Annotated in this window: 20 protein-coding genes; 8 read left to right on the top strand and 12 right to left on the bottom strand. The window is 70.7% G+C overall.

Features of this window, described 5'->3' with window-relative positions; genetic code table 11:
- Positions 1 to 358 precede the first annotated feature (358 nt).
- A complete protein-coding gene (locus ACZ44S_RS33330) occupies positions 359 to 1,375 on the bottom strand; it encodes a MerR family transcriptional regulator (RefSeq protein ID WP_466935915.1) in 1,017 nt (338 codons plus the stop codon).
- A 110-nt stretch (positions 1,376 to 1,485) separates the two neighbouring features.
- A complete protein-coding gene (locus ACZ44S_RS33325) occupies positions 1,486 to 1,881 on the bottom strand; it encodes a RidA family protein (RefSeq protein WP_466935927.1) in 396 nt (131 codons plus the stop codon).
- Positions 1,882 to 1,973: 92 nt separating this feature from the next.
- Between ACZ44S_RS33325 and ACZ44S_RS33320 the strand changes: the two genes are divergently transcribed.
- The 3 genes from ACZ44S_RS33320 (at position 1,974) to ACZ44S_RS33310 (ending at position 4,362) form a co-directional block, all read left to right on the top strand.
- Entirely contained in the window at positions 1,974 to 3,011 is a 1,038-nt protein-coding gene (locus ACZ44S_RS33320; RefSeq protein ID WP_466935913.1) for a helix-turn-helix transcriptional regulator, read from the top strand.
- The gene (locus ACZ44S_RS33315; protein WP_466935911.1) at positions 2,977 to 3,567 is read left to right on the top strand and encodes an ester cyclase; all 591 of its coding nucleotides are present in this window, start codon (positions 2,977 to 2,979) and stop codon (positions 3,565 to 3,567) included. The genes ACZ44S_RS33320 and ACZ44S_RS33315 overlap by 35 nt, the downstream gene beginning before the upstream one ends.
- Positions 3,568 to 3,990: 423 nt before the next feature.
- Positions 3,991 to 4,362, top strand: coding sequence for a transglycosylase family protein (locus ACZ44S_RS33310; protein WP_466935909.1), 372 nt, complete (start codon positions 3,991 to 3,993; stop codon positions 4,360 to 4,362).
- A gap of 17 nt (positions 4,363 to 4,379) precedes the next feature.
- Here the strand turns inward: ACZ44S_RS33310 and ACZ44S_RS33305 are convergent, their stop codons facing one another.
- Complete coding sequence (locus tag ACZ44S_RS33305; protein WP_466935906.1) at positions 4,380 to 5,093, bottom strand: DUF4328 domain-containing protein; 714 nt, start codon at positions 5,091 to 5,093, stop codon at positions 4,380 to 4,382.
- A 294-nt stretch (positions 5,094 to 5,387) separates the two neighbouring features.
- On the opposite strand from ACZ44S_RS33305, the gene ACZ44S_RS33300 reads away from it, so the two are divergent.
- Complete coding sequence (locus tag ACZ44S_RS33300) at positions 5,388 to 5,624, top strand: hypothetical protein (protein ID WP_466935904.1); 237 nt, start codon at positions 5,388 to 5,390, stop codon at positions 5,622 to 5,624.
- Between the two features lie 92 nt (positions 5,625 to 5,716).
- On the opposite strand, the gene ACZ44S_RS33295 is transcribed toward ACZ44S_RS33300, so the two are convergent.
- Complete coding sequence (locus ACZ44S_RS33295; RefSeq protein WP_466935902.1) at positions 5,717 to 6,319, bottom strand: helix-turn-helix domain-containing protein; 603 nt, start codon at positions 6,317 to 6,319, stop codon at positions 5,717 to 5,719.
- Between the two features lie 151 nt (positions 6,320 to 6,470).
- Here ACZ44S_RS33295 and ACZ44S_RS33290 point away from each other — a divergent pair, with 151 nt between their 5' ends.
- Positions 6,471 to 8,057 (top strand): DHA2 family efflux MFS transporter permease subunit, encoded by a 1,587-nt coding sequence (locus tag ACZ44S_RS33290; protein ID WP_466935900.1) that lies wholly within the window; start codon positions 6,471 to 6,473, stop codon positions 8,055 to 8,057.
- Positions 8,058 to 8,085: 28 nt separating this feature from the next.
- Here ACZ44S_RS33290 and ACZ44S_RS33285 read toward each other — a convergent pair whose 3' ends face one another.
- On the bottom strand, positions 8,086 to 8,691 hold the full coding sequence (locus ACZ44S_RS33285; protein WP_466935898.1) for a TetR/AcrR family transcriptional regulator: 606 nt from the start codon (positions 8,689 to 8,691) through the stop codon (positions 8,086 to 8,088).
- Between the two features lie 54 nt (positions 8,692 to 8,745).
- Here ACZ44S_RS33285 and ACZ44S_RS33280 point away from each other — a divergent pair, with 54 nt between their 5' ends.
- Positions 8,746 to 9,582 carry an alpha/beta fold hydrolase gene (locus ACZ44S_RS33280; protein ID WP_466935896.1) on the top strand — a complete coding sequence of 279 codons (837 nt, stop codon included), beginning with the start codon at positions 8,746 to 8,748 and terminating at the stop codon, positions 9,580 to 9,582.
- A 33-nt stretch (positions 9,583 to 9,615) separates the two neighbouring features.
- On the opposite strand, the gene ACZ44S_RS33275 is transcribed toward ACZ44S_RS33280, so the two are convergent.
- Together ACZ44S_RS33275 and ACZ44S_RS33270 are read right to left on the bottom strand one after the other, a co-directional pair.
- Entirely contained in the window at positions 9,616 to 10,182 is a 567-nt protein-coding gene (locus ACZ44S_RS33275; RefSeq protein ID WP_466935894.1) for a TetR/AcrR family transcriptional regulator, read from the bottom strand.
- Positions 10,179 to 10,541, bottom strand: coding sequence for a DUF1304 domain-containing protein (locus ACZ44S_RS33270; protein ID WP_466935892.1), 363 nt, complete (start codon positions 10,539 to 10,541; stop codon positions 10,179 to 10,181). The genes ACZ44S_RS33275 and ACZ44S_RS33270 overlap by 4 nt, the downstream gene beginning before the upstream one ends.
- A gap of 303 nt (positions 10,542 to 10,844) precedes the next feature.
- On the opposite strand from ACZ44S_RS33270, the gene ACZ44S_RS33265 reads away from it, so the two are divergent.
- Positions 10,845 to 11,393 carry a DUF1062 domain-containing protein gene (locus ACZ44S_RS33265; protein ID WP_466935889.1) on the top strand — a complete coding sequence of 183 codons (549 nt, stop codon included), beginning with the start codon at positions 10,845 to 10,847 and terminating at the stop codon, positions 11,391 to 11,393.
- A 107-nt stretch (positions 11,394 to 11,500) separates the two neighbouring features.
- Here ACZ44S_RS33265 and ACZ44S_RS33260 read toward each other — a convergent pair whose 3' ends face one another.
- From ACZ44S_RS33260 to ACZ44S_RS33250, 3 genes are all read right to left on the bottom strand, one after another.
- Positions 11,501 to 13,015 (bottom strand): MFS transporter, encoded by a 1,515-nt coding sequence (locus ACZ44S_RS33260; RefSeq protein WP_466935887.1) that lies wholly within the window; start codon positions 13,013 to 13,015, stop codon positions 11,501 to 11,503.
- A 163-nt stretch (positions 13,016 to 13,178) separates the two neighbouring features.
- The gene (locus ACZ44S_RS33255; RefSeq protein ID WP_466935884.1) at positions 13,179 to 13,757 is read right to left on the bottom strand and encodes a dihydrofolate reductase family protein; all 579 of its coding nucleotides are present in this window, start codon (positions 13,755 to 13,757) and stop codon (positions 13,179 to 13,181) included.
- 118 nt (positions 13,758 to 13,875) lie between these two features.
- On the bottom strand, positions 13,876 to 15,411 hold the full coding sequence (locus ACZ44S_RS33250) for a fused MFS/spermidine synthase (RefSeq protein ID WP_466935881.1): 1,536 nt from the start codon (positions 15,409 to 15,411) through the stop codon (positions 13,876 to 13,878).
- Between the two features lie 226 nt (positions 15,412 to 15,637).
- On the opposite strand from ACZ44S_RS33250, the gene ACZ44S_RS33245 reads away from it, so the two are divergent.
- Entirely contained in the window at positions 15,638 to 16,111 is a 474-nt protein-coding gene (locus tag ACZ44S_RS33245; RefSeq protein WP_466935878.1) for an SRPBCC family protein, read from the top strand.
- Between the two features lie 47 nt (positions 16,112 to 16,158).
- On the opposite strand, the gene ACZ44S_RS33240 is transcribed toward ACZ44S_RS33245, so the two are convergent.
- Positions 16,159 to 16,545, bottom strand: coding sequence for a cupin domain-containing protein (locus ACZ44S_RS33240; protein ID WP_466935876.1), 387 nt, complete (start codon positions 16,543 to 16,545; stop codon positions 16,159 to 16,161).
- Positions 16,546 to 16,642: 97 nt separating this feature from the next.
- Entirely contained in the window at positions 16,643 to 19,936 is a 3,294-nt protein-coding gene (locus tag ACZ44S_RS33235; protein ID WP_466935873.1) for a GH92 family glycosyl hydrolase, read from the bottom strand.
- Between the last annotated feature and the right edge of the window lie 30 nt (positions 19,937 to 19,966).

The raw sequence follows: 19,966 nt of genomic DNA, 5'->3' as shown, positions 1-19,966 counted from the left end.
GAACCCGCTGTTCTTCCGCGAGAACAGCAGCATGCTCTTCGGCGACGCCAGGCAGAGCGTCGAGGAGATCCTGCACGCCCTCGACGCCCACACCGCAAGCGGCCCCGCGAGCGCCGCCCGGCAGACGACGGGGGCCCACTGACCCCCCGGCTCCCGGGGCGGTCTGCCGCCCCGGGTCGGACGGGCGACCGCACGAGCCCCGACGGGAGGGCGAGGGCCACCAGTTGAGCGCGGCTGGGCATCCAGCTCGGTCTCGGCACGCTGTACGTGCGTACGCACCGTCAGCGGGCGGTCAGGGCGGCCAGGGCCTCCGGGGACGCACCGGAGCCGGTCTCGGGCGTCGCCAGGGATGCCAGGCCTAGTGCCGCCGCGGGTCCGTTGCGCTCATCGCGTCGGCGATCCACGCGTAGGGGAGGGGGCCGTGATCCGCCTCGGGCGCGGTGCCGTTGATACGCGTCACCAGGGACACGTACCGGCCGTGGGTGTCGTCGTACACGGGAGCGGCGGAGGCGGCGTCCTCCTCGGCGATCCGGCGGAGGATGCCGGGCACCTGCCGGTACCCGTCGGCCATCCGGTTCCGTACGTCCGGGGTGAGCGGTGTTCCGGACAGCGCGGTGGCCGCCTCCATGAACCGGGTGACGGCCCGCTGCGTCCGCGTGGACCGCGGGGACTCCCCGGCGCGGTGCGCGGCGAGCAGCTCCTCCATCAGCGGGGCCCCGCTGATGTGGATGAACTCCTGGACGGGCTCGGTCGCCACGACCCGGGCCTCCGGCACGGAGTAGGTGTCCTCGAGGTACGCGCGGACCGAGTCACGGAAGACCGGGTCCCGCACCAGGTCGGCCAGCTCGATCCAGGCTTCGAGCTGCGCCGCCGAGGGGTCTTCGGGAAGCACCGGGCGCATCGCCCGCAGCCGGTCGACGAACCCGTCGGGGACGTCCAGGCCTTCGCCGACGTCGTTCCAGAACTCGTCGATGGTCTCCTCACGTTCCTCGTCGGTCATCGAGACGAGCTTGTGCATCAGGTCGGCCCGCGCCGTGGTGTCGCCCTGTTTGATCAGGAGCCTGAGCACCGCGCGCCGGGCCCGCAGCGTGCGTTCCTGGCGCTCGACGACCTCCAGGTGCGTGGTGAGCAGTTCGTGCAGGGTCGTGCCGCCGTCGAGCAGACGGCGGATCGTCTGCAGCTCGGTGCCCAACTCGCGCAGTGTGCGGACGAGTTCCAGCCGGGCGATGGCGTCGATGTCGTACATCCGGTGCCCCGCCCCACTCAATGCCGTGTGCGCGACGAGTCCGGTGTCGGAGTAGAACCGGACGGCACTCACACTCAGGCCGCTACGACGCGCGGCGTCTCCGATGGGGTACAGCTCGTGGTCGTTCATGCAGCCACACTGGTACCTCGAGCGGCTTGAGACGCAAGTCCTGTTCGGTGAGACGCGCGTACGCTGCTCGTGCCGGGGCGGCACGAGCAGCGGAAACGCCGGGGGTCACCTCACGCGACGGCGGTCCCCTCCAGCTCGACCATCTGACCCGGCACGGCCAGCCGAGTCACCCCGAGCATCGTGGTGGCCGGTGCCACCCCGACGGCGCCCAGCCGCGACGCCAGCACACCGTAGTGCGGGAACAGCAGATCCACGTCCGTGGTGTAGACGTTGAGCCGCACGAGGTTCGCGAGGGACATGCCGGCCTTGCCGAGCACGGCCTCCAGGTTGTCGAGGCTCAGCACCAACTGCGCGGCCATGTCCCCCTCGTGCAGGGGCGTGCCGTCGGCGCTCATCGCGGTCTGTCCCGAGCAGTACAGCGTCCGGGTGTGCCCGGAGACCAACTCCCCCTGGTTGAAACCCAATTCCGTCGACCAGGCCACCGGGTTGACCGCCGTTCGTTCCACTGTCACATCAGCTCCGTTCGTTGACGTCGGTGCCGATGAGCCTGCCGACAAAGCATGACACCCTTGGTCATGTATTCGATAAGGTTTCGCGCATGCGCGCCGATCGGCTGGTCTCACTGGTGCTGCTGCTGCGTCAGCGCGGCCGGATGACCGCGGACACCCTGGCCCGTGAGCTGGAGGTGTCCACCCGCACCGTGCTGCGCGACATCGAGGCACTGTCCGCCGCCGGCGTCCCGGTCTACGCCGAACGCGGCCGGCACGGCGGGTTCGCGTTGCTGCCCGGCTTCCGGACCGAGCTCACCGGACTGAACCACGACGAGGCGCTTGCCCTGCTGACCGCCGGATCACGGCGCGGCGAGCAGGTGTTCGGCCTCGGTTCGGCGCTCGCCTCCGCCATGCGCAAGGTGGTCGACGCGCTGCCGGAAAGCCATCGGGCCACCGCGGGAGACGCGGTCCGGCGCTTCCTCGTCGAGCCGGAGACCGACCTCCTCTCCCGTCGGCCGCCCACGGAAGAGGTTCCCGCCACGACCATGGTCGAGATCCGGCGGGCGGTGCTCGCCGGACACAGACTGCGCATCCACTACGCGGCCACGGACCAGGCGCCCCGGTGGCGCACGGTGGACCCGATCGGCCTGGTCACCGTGCGCGACCGCGGTTACCTGCTGGCCACGCGGTCCGGCGCGGACCGCACGTACCGGCTGTCGCGGGTGCTCGCCGCCGAGGAACTCCCCGAAGCGGCACGGCGGCCGGACGAGGTCGACCTGGACCGCGCCTGGCGGGAACGCTGCGCGCGCTTTCTGACCGACGGGCACATCGCCGTGCCGGTACGGGTGAACCCTGAGCGGCGGGAGGAGCTGCTGAGCGCCGCGGTGGCCGTACGCGCCGCAGCGCCCGACGCGGACGGCTGGCTGCGGCTGGAGGCGACGTTCCAGGATGCACGGCACGCCGAGTGGGCGCTGTGGCAGCTCGGCACGGACGCGGAAGCCCTGGCCCCCGAGTCGTTGCGCAGCTCCCTGCGCAGCCGCGCCGCCGCGATGGCCGGCCACTATGCAGACCCTGCCCCTGCCGACGCCCACTTCCCGAGGGAGACACACCGTGACGCGGAACAGACTCGACATCCCCTCCCGTGACGTCCTGACGGCGCGTCAACGCCTGGTCCTGGACCACTTCCACGACGAGGTGGCGCAGGACTGGGACGCCACCCTGTCCACCTTCCCGCACCCGCACTACGAGATCGTGCCGACCCTCACGGTCCACGACGGCGAGAGCGCGGTCCGAGGCTATTACCACGACACCCGCGTGGCCTTCCCCGACCAGCACCACGAGATCATCGAGCTGCGCCACAGCGCCGACGCCGTGGTCGTCGAATTCTGGCTCCTGGGCACCCATCGGGGACCCCTGGGCCCCATACCTCCCACCCACGGCCGCTTCCGCGTACGCATGACCGCATACTTCCTCTTCGACGAGAAAGAGAACCTCGTCTGTGAGCGGATCTACTTCGACCAGCTCAGCATGCTCAGGCAACTGATGGCCGGGCTGAACTGGAAGAACCCCGCAACCTGGCTGCGCGCGCTCAAGGCACTGCGCGGCGTCGCGGCCCTGTCCGCCGAGCCCGACAGCGGTCTGCTCCTCACGAAGGTCCCCGAAGACCTCGCCCACGGCACGGACCGGCCCTCCCCGCGATGAACAGCCCGACGATCCAGCCCCGCCCGGCTCGGACGGCGGTCCCGGGGTGCGCGGACCTCCGACCTGCCGCATAGTGAGTGGCGAAGGCGCGGACCGTTTCGGCGGTTTCGTCGCCCCGGCGTTGGTCGTCTAAGGCAAGACGTCCCGCTTCCCGCGGGGAAATGCAGGTGCAAGGCCTGCCCGACGCTCCATGAGAAGCCCCGTCACCGCCGTGACAGGGCCGACGGAAACCTCCTGTGCGGCGGCCGGCGTGTATCCCTCGCGGCCGCCGCCGCGATCGTCCGGCCGAGTGCCCGCACTGCTCGAACCCATGCCTACGGCGTGCCTCGGACGGAGGCGCCGAGGAGCGTGGCGTCCCCCGCCTGGCTCAAGAGAACGGCATCCAGCAGGGCACTGACGCCCGCATGAAGTAACTGTCTCCCTATGACAAGCACACGAACCGCGCATACGGTCACCGGGGGCAGCGCGCAGACGGGCCGAATCCGGACCGCCCTGATGGTCCTGGCCGCGGCGGCCGTCCTCGCCACGGGCGCGACCACCGAAGCGGTGGCCTCGCCCTCGACCGCCTCCGCAACGGACTGGGATGCCATCGCCGAGTGCGAATCCGGGGGCAACTGGCAGGCGAACACCGGAAACGGACACTACGGCGGGCTGCAGTTCACGCAGTCCAGCTGGGAGGCGGCAGGCGGCCTCAAGTACGCCCGCCGCGCGGACCTGGCCACCCGAGAGGAACAGATCGCCGTGGCCGAACGCCTGGCCCGCCTCCAGGGTATGTCGGCCTGGTCCTGCGCCTGAGCGGGCGGCCGGATGGTTCAGCTCTTCGGCATGACAGGTCCCGCAAGGGCCTTGCTGTGCTGAGCGGCGGTGAGCCTGCGGACGAACAGGATGGCCAGGACCGCGGCGACCAGGTCGAACCCGGCGCCGGTCGCCACCAGGCCCGCAGCATCGTGGATCGCGTCCACGTCCTGGGCCTTCGAGTACGTCTTGGACGCGTACCGGTCGAACACGGCCGCCCACAACCACATGCCCCACCAGGCGTTGAGCAGCCCGATGGACCGCACCGCCCCGGCGTAGGGATTGCTTTGGCTGGCCCGCAGGACATCGGCGGCGATCCCGCGCGGGATCCACAGGTTGGCCACCGGGATGAACCAGGCACCGATCGCCCATCCCGCCGTCCGGCGCTGCGTGTCCGGGGCGAAGACATCCGCGTTCTGGCGGACCCGGTGGAACCAGATGATGAAGACCGTGGCCGTCGCCACCATGGCGACGAGGTACAGCACACTGGTGCCGGCCATCGCGAGGTCGGCCCGTCGCGCTTCGCCCTCGTCGAAGTCGACCGTGCCGCCCGAGGCGACCTTGTCCATCAGCGCCCGCATGTTGAGCGAGGCCGCCAGGATCAGCAGATCGACGACGATGACGAAGCCGAGCAGCGCGGTCACCGCGTAGCAGAGCCCGACCGGCGAACGCAGCGCACGTCCGGGCACGGGCATCGGCGGCACGGGCATGGACATGGGCGCATGTGTCATGAGGGTTCCCCCGGGGTGGTGGAAGTGCGGCGCGCCCTCCCCAGGGCGCCGCGGCGACCGGCCGTAACCGAACGATCGGCTTCCGGACCCTATCCCATCAGCTCCTGGACCGTGCCCTGACGGAATCCGCTCCCACGACATTCGCTTGCGCGCCTTGTCGCCCGGGTCACCTTCGTCGGACACCCGACGCAGGCGGGAGCGACGGATGACCATGCGGCCCCACCCCGTCGACCGGGAACTCATCGACGCCGCCACCGATGTCGCTCGCACCCGTGCCGGGGTGACAACCACGCCATGGCGGCCGCGGCCCGCGCCGCGGACGGGCGCATCATCACGGCGGTGAACGCCTACCACTTCACCGGGGGACCCTGCGCCGAGCTCGTCCTCATCGGGGCGGCAGCGGCACAGGGCGCCGACGAGCTGGACACGATCGTCGCCGTCTGCGCCACCGACCACCCCGGAACCGTCCCCATTACCGCCCTCCTGCCGGAGACCTACGTCTGGGCCGGTCACCAGCTGGATGCCGAGTAGCGTCCTTGCGGGAGGAGGACGACCTGAAGTGGAGGAGGGGCCCGTGAGTTCCAGGCAGCCGGGGAGACGGTGACGATCACCCCTGGGGCAGGTCAGCCGGCGGAGTCGTCCGGGGCCGGGTCGGTGGTTCTGCCGGTGCCGCGCTGGTGGCCGCGGCGGGCGTCGCGGTCGAAGATGCCCAGGATCTCGCAGGGGCCGCCCTCGGCGCCGATGGCGTGGGGAAGCATGGTGGGGAATTCGGCGGCCTGGTTGGTCTCGACGCGGAGGCGGCGGTGTCCCAGCATCAGGATCGCCGTTCCGGACAGGACGACGAGCCATTCGCGTCCGGGGTGGGCGCGCATGCGTGCGGGATTGTCCGGCGGCGGTTCGGTCATGCGCTGACGTACGACGGTCATCCCCGGGTCGCCCTTCACGGGCCAGCGCATCAGCCCGTGCGCGCCGTCGATCATCGGGCTGGTGATCACATCGTCGGTGGCGGTCTCCACGAGCTGGTCCAGTGACGTGTCCAGGGCGCGGGCGAGCGTGACCAGCTGGTCCAGCGCCAGGCGCCGCTGTCCGTTCTCGATGCGGCTCAGCGTGGACTGACTGACGTTGGCGCGGGAGGCGAGTTCCTCCAGGGACCAGCCCTGTGCGACCCGCAGGGCCCGGATGCGTTTGCGTACGAGGCTGTCGAGCTCGCCATCATTTTGCGTCATGCGCAATACTCTATGCCCTCTTCGCAAGGTGCGCCTACGGTCGCTCTGGACGGCCCGGTCGGGCCGGGCTTGGCCCGGAACGGCCACGCCATTTCCGCTTGACCCCGGCGCCCGGATCGTCCGCGCCCCCTTTTCCCTTGCGAGGAGAACCATGAGCACGAACCAGCCCGCTCCGGTGGCACACACCGGTGACGGGGGAGTACCGGACGCACGCCAGCTGCGCGCCGTCCTGATCGCGGTCTCGGTGGCGTTGATGGCGGTCATCGCGTCGGTGTCCGGCCTGAACGTCGCCCAGACCCACCTGGCCGTCGAGTTCGGTGCCTCCCAGAGCTCCGTTCTGTGGATCATCAACAGTTACACCCTGGCCCTGGCGGCGCTGCTGCTCCCGCTCGGCGCGATCGGTGACCGGCTGGGACGGAAACCCATGCTGATCGCCGGTCTCGCCGTGTTCGGTGTCGCCAACGTAGCGGCCGGGCTCGCCCCGACCGCCGAAGTGATGCTGACCGCGCGCGTGGTCGCCGGTATCGGCGCCGCGATGATCATGCCGGTCACGCTGGCCGTCATCACCTCCACCTTCCCCGAGGAGCAGCGCGGCAGGGCCATCGGGGTGTGGACCGGCGTCGCCGGGGGCGGCGGCATCCTTGGGATGTTCCTCTCCGCCCTCCTCGTGGATGTCGCGGACTGGCGGTGGCTGTTCGCACTGCCCGTCGTCCTCGTCGTCGTGGCCCTGGCCATGACGCTGAAGTCGGTCCCCAACTCGCGCGAGCGGTCGGCTCATTCCTTCGACACCGTCGGAGCGTTGTCCTCCGCCGTCGCCGTTGTCGGCCTCATCTTCGTACTGCAGGAAGGCCCGGAGAACGGCTGGACCGCTCCCGCGACGCTGAGCGCGCTGGCCGTCGGTCTGACCGCCGCCGTCGGTTTCGTGGCCTGGGAACTGCGCCGCCGGGACGCGTCCCTGCTGGACGTGCGCCTGTTCCGGGAACGCGGACTGGCCGGCGGCTCCGTCACTCTGCTGGTGGTCTTCGGCGTGCAGGCGGGCATCGCCGTCGTCCTGTTCCCGTTCTTCCAGGCGGTACTCGGCTGGTCCGGGCTGCTGGCCACGCTGGCCCTGATGCCCATGGCCGTGATGATGATGGCGGCTTCCGCTCTGGCTCCGCGGATGGCCGCGAGTGTCGGCACACGGCCGACCATGCTGACGGGCGTCGCACTGGCCGCCGCCGGCCTCGCGCTCATGGCCCTGCTGGTGTCCGCGGAGGGCGGTTACCTGACGATCCTGCCCGGCATGCTCGCCATGGGCGTCGGCATGGGACTGTCGATGACCCCGTCCACCGAGGCCATCACCCGGTCGCTGCCGAGCGGGAAGCAGGGCGTCGCGTCCGCGCTGAACGACGTCACCCGTGAGTTCGGCACCGCGCTCGGTGTCGCCCTGCTCGGCGCGCTGCTGTCCGCCGGCTACCGCAGCTCCATCGACGGCAGGCTCGACGGCATCCCCGAGTCCGTCGCGGACACCGCACGGCAAGGCATCGCGGGCGCCGTCGAGGTGGCTCCCGGCAGCGGCGCACACGCGCAGGACCTGGTCCACGCCGCCCAGCAGTCCTTCGTGGCGGGCTGGCAGCAGTCCATGTGGGCGGGCGTCGCCGTCATGGGCGCCCTGTTGGTCTGCATCGCCTGGCGCGGACCGGGAGACCCCGCACCCGCGACTCAGGACGCCCCCACCGAGGCCGCCACCGTCCGGTGACTGCCTGACAAGTGACCGGCGCCTGCGGTCACAGCTGCTCCAGAAGACGGGCCGCCATGGCGCGCGCATGCCGGAGACGGCTGCTCCCGCCCTCGAGACCCGCACGCACCATGGCACCCTCCAGCAGAAAGGCCAGCTGCTCCGCCGTGGTGCGTGCGGCGTCGGGACGGCCGGGCAGCAGCGCCTCGAGGTGAGCGCTTATCAGACGCTCGACCTCCTCCTTGTGGCGGCGCACCAGTGCGCGCCCCTCGTTGCCCGCGGGCAGCTCGGCGGCGGCGTTGAGCAGTCCGCACCCGCGGAACGCCTCGTCGTCGACGGCGGCATCGGCGCTGTCGACATAGGCGTCGAAGACGGCCAGCACACCCTCCCGCGGTGTTCCGGCGCCCTGGAGCCGTGCACGGTACCGCGACAGCCACTCCTCGTGCCGGGCGTCCAGGTAGGCCAGGACGAGGTCGGCCTTGGAGGAGAAGTTGTTGTACAGGCTCATCTTCGCCACGCCCGCCTCGGCGGTGATCGTGTCGATGCCGGTGGCCGTGATCCCGTCGGCGTAGAAGCGCCGCGCCGCGGCCGCAAGGACCCGCTCGCGCGCCGGCTGCCGCCTCCCGGTGACCCGCGTCGGCTCCGCTTCGCCCATGACGCTTCCCTCTCATTAGGTAGACTGGTCTACCCAATCTATCAGGGAGCCCTTATGACCCCCCTCCTGACCGACCACGTCATCGTCGACGGAGTACGCCTCGCCTACCGGCACCGCGGCCACGGCGAGCCTGTGCTCTTCCTGCACGGCACGCCCTCGCACTCGTACGAATGGCGCGACGTCGTACCACACATCGAGGCGGACGGATTCCGCACCCTCACCTATGACCTGCTGGGATACGGCCTGTCCGAGCGGCCCGTGGGCCGCGACACCTCGGTCGCGGCCCAGGCCGACCTCCTGGAACACCTGCTCGACGAACTGGACATCGACCGGGTCCGCATCGTCGCGCACGACATCGGCGGCGCCATCGCCCTCCGCTTCGCCGTCGCACACCCCGAGCGCGTCCGGCAACTGATGCTCATCGACTCGGTCAGCTACGACTCGTGGCCCTCCCCGACCTGGCAGCGGATCATCGACGAACATCTGGACGACGCCGTAACCATGTCGCAGGACGAGTTCGACGCCCTGCTGACCCGGCAGCTCACCATGACCGTCACCGACCGGTCGCTGATGACGGGTCAGCTCCTGCGGGCCTATCTGGCGCCCCATCAGTCGGCCCTGGGCCGTGTCTCCTTCTTCGAGCACCAGGTGCGCCACTACGACGCGAAGTACACCGAGGAGATCAGCGACCGGCTCGGTCACCTGACCATGCCCGTGAGGATCCTGTGGGGCGAGAAGGACCAGTGGCAGCCCCTCGAGTACGCCGAGCGGCTGCGCCGTGCCGTCCCGCACGCCGACCTGGTCACCGTCCCCGAAGCCGGCCACTTCCTCATGGAGGACGCCCCCGGACGCGTCGTCGACGAGATCAGGAACTTCCTCACCGCCCGCTGAGCGCTGCGGCGGGGAGGCCGAGCGGACGGTCCGTCACGGCAGGGGGGTGCGATGCAGCGTGACGAGCAGGTGCCAGACCCGGCGGGCGATCGTCTCGGGAGTGGCCGGGACGAGGCCGTGGAGCCAGTCGGCGAGCACTCCCGTGAAGGTGGCGGCCACCGCCGAGGCGATCAGGTCCGCCTCCGGTGCACCGGCCAGGTCGCGCTCCGTCCGGCTGCGGGCGCGGAGATCCTGATACAGCACGCGTCCCAGAGGGCCGCCGCCTCCAGGGCTCAACAGCGCCTTGTAGAGCCCGGTGTGCGAGGTGAGGCCGGTGAAGAAGGCGATGAGGGGAAGCGGTGGTGAAACGGGGTCGGGAGTGCCCCGCCAGGCGTGCAGGGCGTCCACCGCATCGCGCACCACGTCGGCGCAGGCGTCGACGGCCAGTGCTTCCAGATCGGCATAGTGCAGGTAGAAGGTGGCGCGGCCGACCCCGGCCCGCCGCACCAGCGAGGCCACGCTGATCTCCGCCAGTGGGCGCTGTGCGCACTCGTCCAGCAGTGCCCGTCGCAGCTTGGCCCGTGTCCGTACGGCCCGGGCGTCCCCGTGGGCCTCGGTCACCGGGTGAGGAGGACCGCGGCGAGCGCGAGCGCACCGGGCAGGGCTTGGGCGAGCAGGATGCGCCGGTTCGCGGTGAAGCCGCCGTACAGGCCGGCGACGACCACACAGACGAGGAAGAAGACCTGCACCCGGAACCCCGTCGGGTCGGCGGCGATCAGACCCCAGACCAGCCCCGCGGACAAAAACCCGTTGTAGAGACCCTGGTTGGCCGCCAGTGGCGCGCTGGCCCGGGCCAACTCCGCGTCGAAACCGGAGAGTCTTCGACCCGGCTTCCTCTCCCACAGGAACATCTCCAGAACCAGGATGTACGCGTGCAGGGCCGCCACCAGTGCGACCAGGCTGTTCGCCGTCGTGTGCATCAAGAACCCTCCGATTTTCTGGACGAGTGTCCAGCGTACATGGACATCCGTCCAGGAAAGACCGGGGCCGGCGGCCCGTTCGTACATGGACATCCGTCCAGGAACGACCGGGGCCGGCGGCCCGGAAAACCGGTGGAACCGCGCCGCAGCGCGCGATTATCGTGCGGGCGGTCCCAGTTGTCTGATCGAGGACGTGCCGTTGTACACCGTGTGAGACCTCCCGAGTGCTGAATCGTCGCGCGTCGCGCCTGTGCGCCGCGCTGCTTCCTGCTGCGGATTTCTCACTGAAACCGGTGTATCTCTGTGCTCACCAACTGGGTGGTCACGCCCACCTGCCTGCCGCTCGTCCTCCGTCGCTGCCACGCGTGCGGATCCGATCGCTTCCGGACCGGCGGCACATTCCGCGTCAACGCCCACCACAAGCGGATCGACGTCTGGCTCCTCGCGCTCTGCACCGTCTGCGGGGACACCACGAAGCTCACGGTCCTGGAGCGGACGAACGTGCGCTCGGTACGGCCTGAACTGCTGGACCGGCTGCACGACAACGACCCTGCCCTGGCGTCCGAGCTGCTCCGGGATCCCGTCGTGCGGCGTCGCAACCGCATCGCCCTCGACTGGGACGACGCCTGGCGCCTCGACACCGGTGGACCGGATCACCTGGACGGCGACGTGATCGATGTCTCGGTGCGCTTCGCGGCGCACATCCCCGTCCGGCCCGTGCGCCTCATCGCCGAGGGGTGCGGCCTTTCGCGGGCCGAGGTCGAACGACTCCTCACCAGGGGGAAACTCGTTTCGGCGGTCCGGCTGGGCGCCAAGGTGTCCAGTGACTTCACCTTCATGCTGAAACGCTGACCCCTCGTGCACCGGGCCAGGGCCTGTCCGGCACCACCGGCCGCCGGACAGGCCCCGGCCGCTGCCGCACCTCTGGACCGAGCCCGCAGCACAACCGCGCGGGTGGGTCAGCTCTGCCGGGCATGCACCGGGTTGTTCGCGACCTCCTCCGGGCACGTGCCGTGCGGCCCGCGCCGACGCCGGTCGCGCCGCCAGTCGAACGCCGCCAGGGCGAGCGACGCCAGCATCATGACGAGGGCGGCGCACAGCGCGACGACAAGGGCGCCCTGATAGTCCTCGCCGCCGTCGAGTACCAGGTAGTAGAGACCCGGCAGGGCCGCGGTACCCACCGCGGCGCCGAGCCGCTGTCCGGTCTGCAGGGCACCGCCCGCCGCGCCTGCCATCCGCACGGGTACGTCGCGCAGGGTCATGGTGATGTTGGGTGAGACCACGAAGCCTCCGCCGATGCCGCCGAGGAAAAGGGCAGGGGCGGCGACCCAGGGAGCGATGTCCAGGGGCGCGAAACGCAGCAGCAGAGCGGTGGTGCCCAGACCGGCGATCACACCGGCGAGCCCGCACACGGTGAGCAGCCGGCCGAGCCGGTCCACCAGCCGGCCCGCGACCACGGCCGCACCCGCCGAGCCGAGAGCGAACGGAGTGACGGCGAGGCCGGACCGGAGCGGCGAGAAGCCGAGTCCGGGCTGGTAGAAGAGGGCGAAGACGAGCCACACGCCACTGAAACCGATGAAGTACAAGGTGCCGACGCCGGCGCCGACGGCGTAGCCGCGCACCGTGGTGAACAATCTGGGGTCCAGCAGCGGTCTGGTGCCCCGGGCGACCAGGCGGTACTGCCGACGGACGAAGACGGTGAGGACCGAGGCGCCGACCAGGAACATCCACCACAGGCGGGCCAGCCCGCCGGACTCGGCCTGGACCAGCGGATACATGAGCGTGAAAACCCCGAGCCCGAGCAGCACGATCCCGGGCAGGTCCACGTGCCCCCGGCCTGACGTGCCGGTGCGTGGCAGCAGGCGGCGCCCGAGCAGTACGGCGAGAAGACCGATGGGGACGTTGACGTAGAAGATCCAGCGCCAGCCGCCCGGATGGTCGGCCAGGGCCAGGATCATGCCGCCGACCACGGGGCCGGACGCGGAGGAGACGCCGACGGTCGCGCCGAAGTAGCCGAAGGCGCGGCCGCGTTCGGCACCGCGGAACAACTGCTGGATCAGCGCGGAATTCTGGGGCGCCATGAAACCCGCCGCCAGCCCCTGGGCGAGGCGGGCCACCACCAGCAGGTTGATGTCGGGCGCGGCCCCGCAAGCCGCGCTGAAGATCACGAAGCCGCAGAGGGCGAGCAGGAAGATACGGCGCCGGTCCAGGGCGTCGCCGAGCCGGCCGGCGGTGACGAGCGCGAGGGCGAAGGTGAGTGCGTAGCCGGACACCACCCACTGCACCTGCGCGGGGGAGGCGTGCAGATCCGCTTGCACGGTGGGCAGCGCGACCGCCACGATCGTGACGTCCAGCAGGCTCATGAAACCGGCCACCAAGGTGACCCACAGGGCCCGCCACCGGTGCGGATCCGGCTGGTACTCGTCCTCCCGGGCCGCACCGGGTTCTCGGTCGCCCGCCGCCGACGTTGTCACATGGAATCCTCTCGCAGGCCGTCCAGCCCGGGCGAACAGGTTCCCCGGCGGGGAGGCACGCACACGCGACGGTCCACGAACGGGCCATGCCGAACCTCGACGGCCGCCCGTTCACGGCGGGTCCGGCGATCGGCACGAGATTTTCCGCCCGGGGGCGGCGCACTCACTTATGCAGGGTGGGCCGATAGACGAGCTCCTGGACGCGGCCGTCCAGCGTCCGGTGATCGATCAGCTCGAGGTCGAAGTCCTCCGCCCCCTCGAAGATCCGGTCCAGCCCCGTCCGGCCGGTGATCACGGGAAAGAGGGTCACCTGGACGCGGTCGACCAGGCCGGCGGCCAGCAGCGCCCGGTTCATGGACAGGCTGCCGTGCGAACGCAACGGCACCTCGGACTTCTCCTTGAGCCGGGCGACGACGTCGACGGCGTCGCCGCTCACCACGCTCGCCGTCGGCCACACGGGGGACGTCTCCAGCGTGGTCGACACCACCGTCGCCGGTAGGTTCCGCATCCGGGTGACCCATGGATCCCGTACGTCGGAGTCCTCGGTGCTCTCGGCCAGCATCCGCGTGAAGGCCCGATAGGTGTTGGCCCCGAAGACCATCCGCTGCTCCTCGCTGTACTGGGAGAGGCGGTGCTCGAGCAACTCGGGCCCCTGCTTGCCCCAGTAGCCGGTCCAGTCGCCTCCGGCGGCGCCGTAGCCGTCGAGGCTGGAAAAGACATCGAAGGTGTAGGTCGCGGTCACAACGCTCTCCTCGCCCGTGGTCGATCGAGTACGTCAATACAGACTGCGGACCATGCCGGAAGTCATCGCCACCGGACCGGTGAGGCACGGTCCGGTCACGGCACGACCGGAAGAGGCGTCACCGGCCGCTCTGCGGGCCGTAGGGCTGGAGGAGCTGGTCGACGGGCGCGTAGTCGTCGGAGAGCACCGGGGCGTCACCGGTCCAGGACGTGAGGTCGTCTCCGGCGGCGACGGTCCAGCCGGTCCGCCGGGCGTCCAGCGCGTTCTGGAGGGCGGACCGGTGCACTGCCCGGTCGGAAGCGATCACCACCAGATTGCCGCCCTCGGCAGCGGTGGCCGGATCCAGGCCGAGGTCGGCTGGTTCGCCGAGCACGGCGACATGCTCGAAGACCTCGCCCAGCGTGGCCGCCTCGGCCCGTGCGAAGGCCAGATCACCGTGATCGATGAGGTTGGCGACGTACAGGCCGTCCTCGTCGAGCACCCGCCGTACGTCGGACATCGCTTCCACCGTGGTGAGGTGCCACGGGACGCTGACACCCCCGAACGCGTCACCGACGACGAGGTCCCGGCTGTCGGCGCCCAGTCGCCGCAGCCCCAGCCGGCCGTCCTCGGCACGTACGTCGATACCGGACTCCGTTCCCAGAGCGAGTCGGTCGCGGTCGATGCGTACGACACCGCTGTCGATCTCCGACACGACACTGCGTGTTCCGGGCCGGGTGGCCGCGAGGTAACGGGGGAGGGTCAGCCCGCCGCCGCCCAGGTGGTGGGCGGCAAGCGGTTCGCTTCCGGGGAAGGCGGCGTCGACCACCGCCGCGATGGCACGTACGTAGGTGAATTCGAGGTGGGTGGGGTCGTCGATGTCGACATAGGAATGCCGCACGCCGTCCAGCACGAGGGTGCGGCCACCGGCCCGGTCGGGGTCGTCGACGACCCGTGCGCAGTGGTACGTGGTTTCGACGTCGCAGCCACCGGGAGCGACGGCGGTGGCGAGCCCGCCGGCGACGACCACGAGGGCCAGGGCGGGAGCGCCGCTCCAGCCGCGCGCCCGCCACTCCACCAGCGCCGAGCCGACCACCAGCAGGGTGCCCAGACCGATCAGGATGCCGCTCACCGACAGCCGCGACACGAGGACGAAACCGGTGAACACGGTGCCGAAGATCGCCCCGGCGGTGCCGACGCCGGACAGCCGGCCGACGACGGTGCCGGTCTCGGCGAGGCTCGTGAGGCGCAGCTTCGTCACGACCGGCGTCACCGCGGACAGCAGCGCGCCCGGCACCAGGATGGTCATCGACGCGATCAGCAGCAGTGCGGCCGGCGCCCACTCCGCGGTGCTGCGGAGCACGGCAGGGGTCAACGCGACGACCGCTCCCGACACCCCGAGCGCGGGGCCCAGCAACCGGCGTGGATCGACGTGGTCCGCGATGCGCCCGCCCAGCCAGGATCCCAGGGCGATCGCGGTGAGCGCGATGCTGATCACCAGGGTGCTGGTCTCGAGGGTGAGGCCGAGGTAGGGGGCCAGCAGCCGCAGGGCGACGATCTCGACCACCAGGACCGCGGCCGAGGACCCGAACACCAGCACGGCGGAAACATGGGGACCCGGGCCGTGTGCGCGAGGAGTGCCCTCGGCGAGAGGTGGGGATGACGATCCGGTCACGGGCGACATCCTTGCACGCGACGCGCCAACCGAGCGATACCGCGCACATGTCCGAGCCGGGCCCGGCAACAGCCGCTGCGCGGCCACCACTTCACACATCCCGGCACGGGACCCGGTCGGTGATCTTTCACCTCCGGATTTCCGGGTACTCGACGTCCTGGACGGACACCGAGGGCGGCGCGTCGCACGCGTCCGGCCCCGAGAAGAAGCAGACCAGGAGGGATCAATGAGCACGGTCAAGGAAACGGTCGACGTGGAGGTCCCGCTGCGCAGGGCGTACGACCAGTGGACGCAGTTCGAGGACTTCCCGCGGTTCATGGAAGGGGTCGAGGACGTCACGCAGCTCGACGACCGGCACAACCACTGGACCACCAGCATCGGTGGCGTACGGCGCGAGTTCGACACGGAGATCGTCGACCAGCTCGTGGACGATCGCGTGACCTGGCGCTCCATCGGCGGGGAGGTCCAGCAGCGCGGCTCGGTGCGGTTCGAGCCGCTGGACGACACGCGCACCCGCGTGGAGCTGACGATGGACGTCGAGCCCACCGGCGTCGCGGAGAAGGGCGCGGACGCTCTGGGGCTGATCGACCGGCGGGTCAAGGGGGACCTGCGCCGGTTCAAGGACTATGTGGAGAGCGGCGGCAGCACCGGCGGCTGGCGGGGACGGGTCCGGCCGGAGGACCCGGGCACCGGCCACTGACGCCTCCGCGGGGAGAAGCCCGGCCACGACCGGGCTTCTCCCCGGCGTCACGCGGTGCCGGCTGAGCCGTCCTGGTCGACCCGGTAACCGGGCACCGAGGGCCAGCGGACCGTCAGGACCACCGACTCCTCCTCCGCGAACCAGGAGTGGTCGACGCCTCGGCCCCACACGACATAGTCGCCCTGTTCGGCCAGGACCACACTGCGCCCGGGCAGTTCCACCCGGAAGCGACCGCTGATGAGGACCTGAAGCGCGGTGCGCTCCTCACCGGTCACCCACTGCGCCCTCGCATCGCCCTTCGGGTGAACGCCCCACTTGATCTCCACGTCCTCGCTGTGCCGGGGATCGGCGACATCCTTGAAGTACCCCAGCAGCCACCCCCGGTCCAATGCCGCGTCCTTGCCCGCGTTGCCCACATACACACCGTCCTTCATGGCTCCGAAAGCTAGCAGGACCGGGCAGCGTGACCATCATGGTCACGCTGCCCTTCGAGGGGCCCGCCTCACGATCGAGAGGCGAGGGACGACGTGGCTACGAGCCCTGCTGGAGGGTGATCGCGTAGATCTGCACCCGGGGATCGTTCCGCAGGCCGACGGAGCGCACCGTTTTCGAGTCGTCGAGGCCGGCCGAGGAAGCGAACAGACGCACCGGCGGGCCGTCCACGCCCTGTCCGCGCTTGATCCGGTGCGGCATCTCCAGTGCCACGGAGCTGCCCTGAGGTGCCGATCCCGCCCAGTCGCCCACGGTGACCGGCAGTTCGGCGGTGCTCCCGTCCGTGTAGCGGACGGTGAGCGCGGTCGTCACCGGGCCGTGGTGGGACGCGGCGACCAGGCGCAGCGCGCCGTACGAGCCGGCCGGGAGCAGCATGGCCTGTCCGCGGGCCTCGACGAAGTTCGCGGCCGTGCGGGACGGATCGGGAGCGTGGTAGGTGACGCCGTCCCACTCGACCGGACCGGCCGCGGGCAACAGCTCACCGTCGTAGCTCCATCCCCCTCCGTCGAAGTCGCCCTCGTCGGAAGCCGCGACGGTCGCGGTGCCGTCGTGGTTCACCTCCTTGCCGAGGTCCACGGCACATCCCTCGTCGACGCCCGCCGCGCAGCGTGCCGCGTCGCGGACCTCGATGGTCGCGGTCCGTTCCACGCTCTTCACGCCCCGCGCGGTCGCGGTGATCCGCACGGTGTACTTGCCGGGCGCGGTTCCGGCCGGCACCGTCACGTCGACCGCCGCGGTCCGCTGCACCGGAAGCCGATGGGACGTGAGGGAGAAGGACCCGGACGTCTTCACCTTCCAGCCGCCGGGAGCCTTGGCGGCGACACCCACCCGCAGTGTGCCGGGGGACTGGCCCAGCACATCCAGCTTCAGGCGGACGCTCTGCGCGCTGTCGGCCGCCGGCACCACATCGGCGGCGGTGCGGAGCGACGCGTCGAGGTGGCGACGGGAATCGGCCGGCGCGCGGTTCACGGACGGCGGCTCCGCGCCCCTGCCCGTGCCCCACGCCGACGGCTTGCCGGCCATCTCGAAGGAGAGCTTCCCGCCCTTGGCGACCGCGTCCCAGTCCAGCCAGGTGGTGCGCAGGTTCTTCCCGCCGAACTCGGCCCGCTCGACGTAGCGTTGCGTGTCGCTCGCGCCCGGCGCCCTGACGGTCAGGGTGCCGCCCTGCTTCTTGCCGTACGCCCCGATGCGGATGTCCGCCGACGGGAACTGCGGGCTGGAGACGGCGAGGAAGTCGGCGCCGTTCGTGGTCGGGTACAGGCCGAGGGAGGAGAAGACGTACCAGGCGGACATGGTTCCCAGGTCGTCGTTGCCCGTCATGCCGTCGGGCCCGTCCGTGAAGAGGGTCATCGCGGCACGGACCACGGTGGCGGTCTTCGCGGGAGCACCGGCCCACAGATACATGTAGGGCGAGTGCAGGTCGGGCTCGTTGTTCGGGTTGTAGGTCGGCTTCCCGTAGTAGTCGTACGGCGCCGAGATCCAGTCCTCACGGGCGGTCTTCGCCGGGTCCTCGAGGAGCTTGTCGTACACGAAGAAGTCGTCGAGCCGCTTCTCCGTGGCCCGCCTGCCGCCCATCAGGGAGACCAGCCCGGCCGGGTCCTGGGGCACCAGCCACTGGTACTGGTAGGCGCCGCCCTCGTGGAACTGGTGGCCCGCCTCGACGGGGTCGTAGGGGGTCACCCAGGTGCCGTCGGTGGTGCGCGGCCGGAACTGCTGGATGGAGGAGTCCCACAGGTTGCGGTACCACTGGCCGCGCGCGGCGAACAGGCGGGCGTCCGCGGTGTGTCCGAGCCCCTTGGCCATCAGCGCCAGCGAGGCGTCCGCCGCCGCGTACTCCAGCGTCGCCGAGGCGGGGTGCACGCAGTCGTTGTCACCGCCCTTGTCCGCGCAGTCCTCACCGAGTTCGAGCCCGCTGGGTATGTAGCCGCGCTTCGAGTAGTGCTCGATCCCCGCACGCCCGTTGTAGGGGGAGTCGTCCGGCGGTGTCTCCAGGGCGTTCTTCCTGAGGAGCGCGTACGCCTCCTCCTCGTGGCCCGCGAGCAGCCCCTTCGACCACGCCTCGACCAGGAAGGGGGTCACCGGGTCGCCGGTCATGATGTTGGTCTCGCTGTTGGCGAGCGACCAGCGCGGCAGCCAGCCGCCGTCCCGTCCGATCGCGACGACCGACAGTGCGACATCGCGGGCGACCTCGGGCTGCAGCATCTGCAGCAGTTGGTTCTGCGGCCGGTGGGTGTCCCACAGCGACAGGTTCTGGTACGGCGTGAACCCGGACGCGGTGTGCGTCTTGCCGTCGAAGCCCGCGTACCGGCCGTCGACGTCCCCGGCGAGGTTCGGGTGCAGTTGGGCGTGGTAGAGGGCCGTGTAGAAGGCGCGCTGCCGCTCGGCCGACCCGCCGCCGATCCTGACGGCGGCGAGCTGCCGCTCCCAGGTCGCCCGCAGCGCCGCGCGCGTGGCGTCGAAGTCGTACGAGTCCTCCGTCTCCGCCTCGAGGTTCTTCCGCGCGCCCTCGATACCCGTGTAGGACAACCCCACCTTGACGACGACGTCACGGTCCGTTCCGGCGTCGAAGGTCACCCAGGCGCCGTTCCCGCCCTCGCCGGCGGCGTCCCGCTCACCGGGGGAGGGGGTGTTGCCGCGCCATGTGCCGTGCTCGGCGAACGGCCGGTCGAAGGTCGCGGTGAAGTAGACGGTGTGCCGGTCCTTGCCCGCGCAGAAGTTGCCCGCCTCGATACGGCCCTCGACCGTCCTGTCGCCGACGACGTGGACCTCCGAGTCGTACACCCGCTGGTTGGCCTTGCCCGTGTTGAACAGGACGTTGGCACGGCCGGTGGCGGGGAAGGTGTAGCGCTGCCATCCCGTGCGGGGCGTCGCGGTCAGCTCGGCGTCGATGTCGTACGTCTTCAACCCGACCCGGTAGTAACCGGGTTCGGCGTCCTCGTCGTCGTGCGAGTAGGCGGAGCGGTAGTCATCGGGGTCGACGCTGTCGACGGCTCCGGTCGTCGGCATGAGCGGCAGTTCGCCCATCACGGAGCAGCCGACGCCGGAGAGATGGGTCTGACTGAATCCGTGGATCCTGTCCTGCTGGTAGTCGTAGCCTCCCTGGCCGCCGGTGTCCGGACTCACCTGCACCATGCCGAAAGGGGCACTCGCGCCGGGGAAGGTGTTGCCGAAGTTCTGCGTACCGATGAACGGATTGACCAACGAGGTGAGTTGGGGAGCGGCCGCGGGAGCCTGGGCGACGGCAGGCACCGGGCTCAAGGCGCCGCCGGCCACGACGAGGGTGGCGAGCAGAGTCGATGCGCGACTGCGCCATCGGTGAAACGGTCTGTGCATGGAGGCGGTCTCCTGTTCCCGTGTGATCGG

It is taken from the genome of Streptomyces malachitofuscus, from assembly GCF_055571035.1.
The sequence above is the reverse complement of the archived record's forward strand: the minus strand, read 5'-3'. Positions and strand labels throughout refer to the sequence as shown.

Coding starts and splice junctions, on each gene's coding strand:
- ACZ44S_RS33330 (WP_466935915.1), bottom strand. CDS start 1,375: ATGAACGACCACGAGCTGTACCCCATCGGAGACGCCGCGCGTCGTAGC.
- ACZ44S_RS33320 (WP_466935913.1), top strand. CDS start 1,974: ATGCGCGCCGATCGGCTGGTCTCACTGGTGCTGCTGCTGCGTCAGCGC.
- ACZ44S_RS33310 (WP_466935909.1), top strand. CDS start 3,991: ATGACAAGCACACGAACCGCGCATACGGTCACCGGGGGCAGCGCGCAG.
- ACZ44S_RS33305 (WP_466935906.1), bottom strand. CDS start 5,093: ATGACACATGCGCCCATGTCCATGCCCGTGCCGCCGATGCCCGTGCCC.
- ACZ44S_RS33300 (WP_466935904.1), top strand. CDS start 5,388: ATGGCGGCCGCGGCCCGCGCCGCGGACGGGCGCATCATCACGGCGGTG.
- ACZ44S_RS33295 (WP_466935902.1), bottom strand. CDS start 6,319: ATGACGCAAAATGATGGCGAGCTCGACAGCCTCGTACGCAAACGCATC.
- ACZ44S_RS33290 (WP_466935900.1), top strand. CDS start 6,471: ATGAGCACGAACCAGCCCGCTCCGGTGGCACACACCGGTGACGGGGGA.
- ACZ44S_RS33285 (WP_466935898.1), bottom strand. CDS start 8,691: ATGGGCGAAGCGGAGCCGACGCGGGTCACCGGGAGGCGGCAGCCGGCG.
- ACZ44S_RS33280 (WP_466935896.1), top strand. CDS start 8,746: ATGACCCCCCTCCTGACCGACCACGTCATCGTCGACGGAGTACGCCTC.
- ACZ44S_RS33270 (WP_466935892.1), bottom strand. CDS start 10,541: ATGCACACGACGGCGAACAGCCTGGTCGCACTGGTGGCGGCCCTGCAC.
- ACZ44S_RS33245 (WP_466935878.1), top strand. CDS start 15,638: ATGAGCACGGTCAAGGAAACGGTCGACGTGGAGGTCCCGCTGCGCAGG.
- ACZ44S_RS33240 (WP_466935876.1), bottom strand. CDS start 16,545: ATGAAGGACGGTGTGTATGTGGGCAACGCGGGCAAGGACGCGGCATTG.
- ACZ44S_RS33235 (WP_466935873.1), bottom strand. CDS start 19,936: ATGCACAGACCGTTTCACCGATGGCGCAGTCGCGCATCGACTCTGCTC.